Origin of the sequence: Sphingorhabdus rigui, from assembly GCF_014196595.1 — a bacterium.
Taxonomy (GTDB): domain Bacteria; phylum Pseudomonadota; class Alphaproteobacteria; order Sphingomonadales; family Sphingomonadaceae; genus Sphingorhabdus_B; species Sphingorhabdus_B rigui.
Map to the genome: position 1 here is coordinate 1042442 of NZ_JACIEA010000001.1, position 6005 is coordinate 1048446.

At 55.0% G+C, this 6005-nt stretch carries 1 protein-coding gene; it reads left to right on the forward strand.

Going from position 1 to position 6005, the window contains the following annotated elements:
* Positions 1 to 6005: beta strand repeat-containing protein (locus GGR91_RS04760; protein WP_407698387.1), on the forward strand; the 6005-nt coding region annotated here is incomplete at both ends.

The window sequence follows — 6005 nt, forward strand, 5'->3', positions numbered from 1 at the left end:
ATATGGACGACGGGGCCAACACGATTGATCTGCGTGCCTCTGTTACTGCAGCGACGAGCCTGTCGCTGTCGACGGGATCTGGGTTGGACAGCCTGACCGCTGCGGATAGCCTGACCGCTGGTGGTGCTGTTTTGATTTCGCTCAGTGACGGCGACAACATATCTCAGTTCGATGGGTTGGTGAGTGGAGCGGATATCACCCATATGTCCGGTCTTGGTAAGAACGACATTACGATCACCAACACATGGACGAGCTATACGGGCGACATTGCGTTCTTGACCGGTGACGGCGTCGGCATTTTGAATTTGCACGGGTCGATTGCGGCGGGCCGCGATATCATCGTATTAACAGGCAGCGGGACTGATTTGCTTGACGTTGATTTTGGAAAAGACTGGACCGCTGGCCGAAACGTGCGCGTTGAACTGGGAGGCGGCCCGAATATCGTCGCCTTTGATCAGGCGATTACCGCACTAGGTACAATGTTACTTTCGACCGGAAGCGGGACTGATTCGGTCAGTGCGACTGAGGCGTGGGAGGTAACTGGCGATGTCTCAGTATCGCTAGGTGAAGGCGAAAACATTCTCGCAGTTAGCGGGGATGTTACGGGCGGTTCTATCTCTATCGTTGCTGGGGGTGGCAGCGATGCGCTAACGATTACCGGTAATCTGCGCGCTAAAACTGGCGACGTTAATATCCTAGTCGATGGCGGCGATAACGTCCTCAACCTCCACGGTATGATAACCGCGGCTAGTTCGATCGTAATCCGCGCTGGCGGCGGCTCCGATCTTCTGGATGCCGTTGCTGGAGACGATTGGCGCGCTATGGCGGCCATCACAATGGACTTGGGCGACGGCACAGATGTTGTGCGCCTTGATCAGGACGTCGTCGGGATCAGCGGCATTACCCTAGAAACAGGATCCGGCAACGATACTGTCTTAGCTAATGGCTCTTGGTCGTCTTCAGGCATGATTAGCATGCAATTGGGCGCTGGCGCTGACAGCTTCACACACAATGGCGATGTTTACGGGGCAGGGATCCTGTTAGATACAGCTGGCGGCAGCGACGTAATCAACATCAATAGCGATTGGCTCGCTACAGCATCCAACGTGTCCATTGATGCAGGCGGCGGCGACAACCTATTGCGGTTCTATGGTACCTTTAGTGCTGCGGGGGAGATCATTATCTCTGCTGGTTCAGGTGACGACAATATCATCGCTCTCGCAGGCGATGATTGGCGCGCTGTCTCTCGTATCTCCGTCGCACTGGGCGACGGAAACAACGATGCGAAATTGGCACAAGTGGTTGAGGCCACGGGAGGCTCCGGCGTCATCGTGTTTACAGCGGGCGCCGGCAATGACAGCCTCGACATCGTCGGAAACTGGATCGCTGGAGGGAGCATTTTAACGGACTTGGGAACCGGGACCAACAGTCTTTGGTCTTCTGCTAACGTTTCAGGCTCCGACGTCGCGTTGATCAGTGGGGCGGGCGACGACCGGCTTACGCTCACCGGTGCATGGCGGTCGCTAGCTGGTGATATTCGCGTCGACGTCGGTAACGGCAGCAACGCCCTCACCCTAAATGGCACCTTTATGAGTGGCCGCGATCTGCTAATTGCCGCCGGCTCGGGTAGCGATGCGATCATTGCCCAGATCGGCGATGATTGGACCGCCGCACGAGATGTGCGCGTCGTGCTCGGCGATGGCTTAAATACCATAAGGTTAGAGCAGACGATTGTCGCCAGTGCGTCCGCAGGCGTAATTAGTGTTATAACTGGGGCGGGCGCTGACAGGATCGAAGTCACCGGCCATTGGACTGCCGGGAACGCACTGGGGGCAGGCGGATCTATATTGGTGGCAACCGGTAGCGGTAACGATGCTCTGTTGTTCAGTCAGGGCCTCTTGGATGCTGACACAATCACGGTCGATGCGGGTCTAGACGACGACCAGGTTCGATTTGACACAATGCGTGTCCGCGCTGGCGCTGCTGGGACGGCGCAGCCGGGGATCTTTACCGTCACGGGCAATGGAGGAAATGACAGCGTCGCGTTCAACCAGCCGGTGTTGATAGGTGACGTCTTTATAAAGGGTGGTGAAGGTTCGGATTGTATTAACATTGGGGAACTACAAACCCGTAGCCGGACGGGCGGCACAATGAACGTTGATGGCGAAGGCGGCACCGACGCGGTATATTTCCAACTGACGGACGTCGATGCGAATGGCTCTACGCTGACCGACTATATTGTGACAGTGCACGATAGTGGCGCGGCGGACGATGGCGTTGATACGCTTGTGATTGATGGTCGTTCGACAAGTCGTACGTCGGTCGGTACCGTTGACGACATTTTCCTCGTTCGAGATAACTTCATCGCGCGTTTGCATGGAGACTATGCTGCTGCTGCGTACAACCCGCAGTTAGAACGGATCAATTATGATGCGAGCATTAATGGCGGCGTTCGTATTAACGCATATGCCGGGACGGACAATTTCGTGCTGGACGGGACGTCTGCCGTTCTTACGCTTGATGGCGGCGCTGGCGCCGATGGGTTCCAAATCGGCCAAGTGTACGGGAAGAGCCCGAACCTCGCCGAAGATTTTGATCCCGTAACCGGATTGTATAGCAGTGGAGTAGCCGAGGGTGACGAGATTGCTGGTACCAATATCACCCAAGGCTTCCTCTCATACGGTATAAGTCAAGCTTTGGTAATTTACGGAGGCACCGGTGATGACCGCTTCTCCGTTTACAGTAACAAGGCATTCCTGCGACTAGAGGGAGAGGAAGGGAATGATTACTTCCTCGTCCGTGCATTTGTCGCAACAGATAATATCGCGCTAAACGGCGGGGATGGCGACGATCAGATTGAGTATAACGTAAACGCTCCACTTAGTATTAATGGTGGGGCTGGATTTGATACGCTCACCGTTTTGGGCACGGAGCGCAGCGACAGTTTTGTAGTAACAAATCAGGGCGTGTTCGGTGCCGGGCTCAATATTCAGCTGAGCGGTCTAGAGGAATCGATCGAGGTCGACGGACTCGAGGGGGATGACACCTTCTACATCATCAGTTCGCGCGCCAAGGTACTTACCACGCTGATAGGCGGACTGGGATCGGACAATTTCATTGTCGGTGGGGATGTAACCAACCGCATTGTTAGCGCCGAGCAAGGCGCAACCAGCGGACTTATTTCGCACGGGGTTGCTAGTGTTGACGCAAGCTATGATCGCCTGCTGGTTGATGGCCTCGGAATAAGCTTAACGTCCGTCGGAAAAGTTGCGCCAGTGACTATAGTCAATTCGGCCAACAAGCAGGTGGTCGAAGGCTCTACGGCGCTCGACAGTTATGTCATTTCGATGTCGGTCCCTGAAACCAGCGTTCCGCTTGGCACTAAAGTAACGATAACGATCGTTGCAGCGCGTGCATCAACCCGGGATCTTGAGCAACCGCTTAAACGTCCGGATGGGACCCAGACCGCGCGAACTGTGGGCATTGCAGATGATGCTAATGGCACATTCGCCGAGGCTATCACCATTACATTCACAGCAGGCGTGAACTGGTCGAGCACGCAAACCGTCTTCGTTCAGGCGCAGAGCGACGATGCGTTAGAGGGAACCAAGGATGTCGTCGTTAGCCACAGCATAGTTGTAACCAGTTCAGACCCGCGCAATGAGCAGGTTCAGGCAATCGCGAATTACAAGATGCCGTCTGTGTTGGTGAACGTGGTTGATGATGATGCCGGCGGCCTCATTGTCATCCCCAGCAACGCCTCAAATCTCGTTGTAGAGGGCGCGGTGGGCGATGGAGCGCTGGCTGATAGTTATACTGTGCGATTGTCGAGCAAGCCTACCGGAAATGTTACGGTTACCCTACGCCACGATAGCCAGATTACCCTTTCTACAACGACACTTGTGTTCACAGACCAAAATTGGGATCAGCTGCAAACCGTTATCATTTCTGCCGTGGATGACGCGGCAATTGAAGATCGCGTTACGTCGAGCATCAGTTATACTTTGTCTAGCAGCGATCCGGTTTACAACGATCTTGCAGTTGATGAAACGCTGGTCACAGTCTTAGACAACGAAACCGCTGGCGTTCTCGTTGAGCCTTCAAATGGCAGCACCATCATTAGCCAAGGTGATCCGGACGCCGGTATTGCTCCAACAAACGATTCCTATTCCATGCGTCTTACCCGCGCTCCGACGGCGGACGTCATTGTTGCGATTAATGCGGATGGCGCAACTAGTGTCGTTCTTGGTGGGCGCGTATTCGCGAGCGAAGTGGGATCTTACACTGTATCTGCATCGGGTTCGGTTGACAGTAAGGGACGCACAACGCTCACCCGCACGGACGGGATTTCTTGGTCAGACCAGAAATTCCAGGTGGGGATGTTGGTTCAGGTCGGTGCCGCGAGTGATGTATCCAAAGTCCAAGCGATCAGTACGGATGGATTGGTGTTGACACTAACGCGCAATGTACCGGAAGTGACGGGCTATAATAGCGCTCTGTCAGTCAAACAGGTCGTTGCTGCAGTGCGCTTTACCACATCGGACTGGAACATCCCGACCCTCATCACTTTGAAGGCGGATCCGGTCTTTATCGCGGCCGCAAACCAACAAAATATCAAGCAATTCCCGCAGAGCAAACATACAGCCGCGGATATCCTTGGTCCCGTGCTTATTGAGGGTGGAGTAACGAGGGCAGATCGCTCGCTCAACCTTGCGGTAATGCTGCCAAGCGAGAGACCGCAGGCTCCGCTCACCGTCTCTTTAGACACTGATGAGACGAACCAAACCGACAGGCTGATTATCCACGACGATGGTGCACAATCAGACCATTCCGCAAACCTTACAGTTAGGACTGTAACTGGCTTGGGGATGGGGACCGCTCCTATGACAATAGCGGGAAGCGAAGGTTCCGCTGACTTAACCTTTGTCGGCGGTATCAACTACCATGGTGTTGAAGTGTTGAACCTTCTCATGGGCGCCGGAAATGATACGGTGAACGTGGACGTCACGCCGACAGCCATCAGCGGTCCGTTTGAGTTTACACATAACCCAACGCTTAACATCGATGCCCTGCGGCGCACCGACACTGGAGATTGGTACGCGGATGGTGTTCGCATGGGCGATTCGATTACCGTTGCGGGAATGGGCGTTAACGATGGGCAATATTTTGTCCGCTCTATCTCTAGCGACGGAGCGCGATTGATAGTCGCTCGAGCCAATCGAGCATCAGTTACGGATGCAGCGGGAACTGGGACTGTTCACATCGGAAGTCCGTTACTGGTCGTACAAGGCGGTGGTAACAGCGAACTCGTCGATCCGATAAGCGGCGCGGCGACGATGGGTGGCGATAGCATTACGGCTTTCGGCACCACACAAGGGCAGATACCGCTTATAATTCTAGGCGATAGCACGCAGGACGGTTCGCTGTACAACGCGCCGCGTGGCCAACGGAGCGACCTTGGCATTCCATTCGACAACGCCGGGAACGACGTGATCGATCTTTCGCGCATCGCGGGTGGAGTTATTGTGTTCGGCGGCGGCGGTGACGACGTCATCATTGGAGGATCGGGCAATGACCAGATCTTCGGCGGTTCAGGCGGCGATACAATTTATGGCGGAGCGGGTGTCGATCATCTCTACGGCGACAATGGCCTAAATCTGGATCTTACGCGTCGAGCCGATCGAGCCGCCCAGGTAATTTTCGTGGTCAGTCAAGCCGGAGCAGCTATCGTCGGAGAGAGCGGTGATATCCTTACAGCTGGTAATGACCAGATTTTCGGCGGTGACGGTGATGACATTATCATTGGCGACTTTGGTGAAATCCGGCTGCTCGCGCCCGATTACACTCTTGATGCGCGACTATACCGCGCAGGCGAAGTCGCTACCGTAGTTTCGACATCGCCATCTTTCGGCGGCGCGGATGTGATTGCGGCAGGCGATGGCGACAATGTGGTTGTGGGCGGACTTGGCGCGGACCTGGTAACGAGCGGTACGGGCCGTGACTTT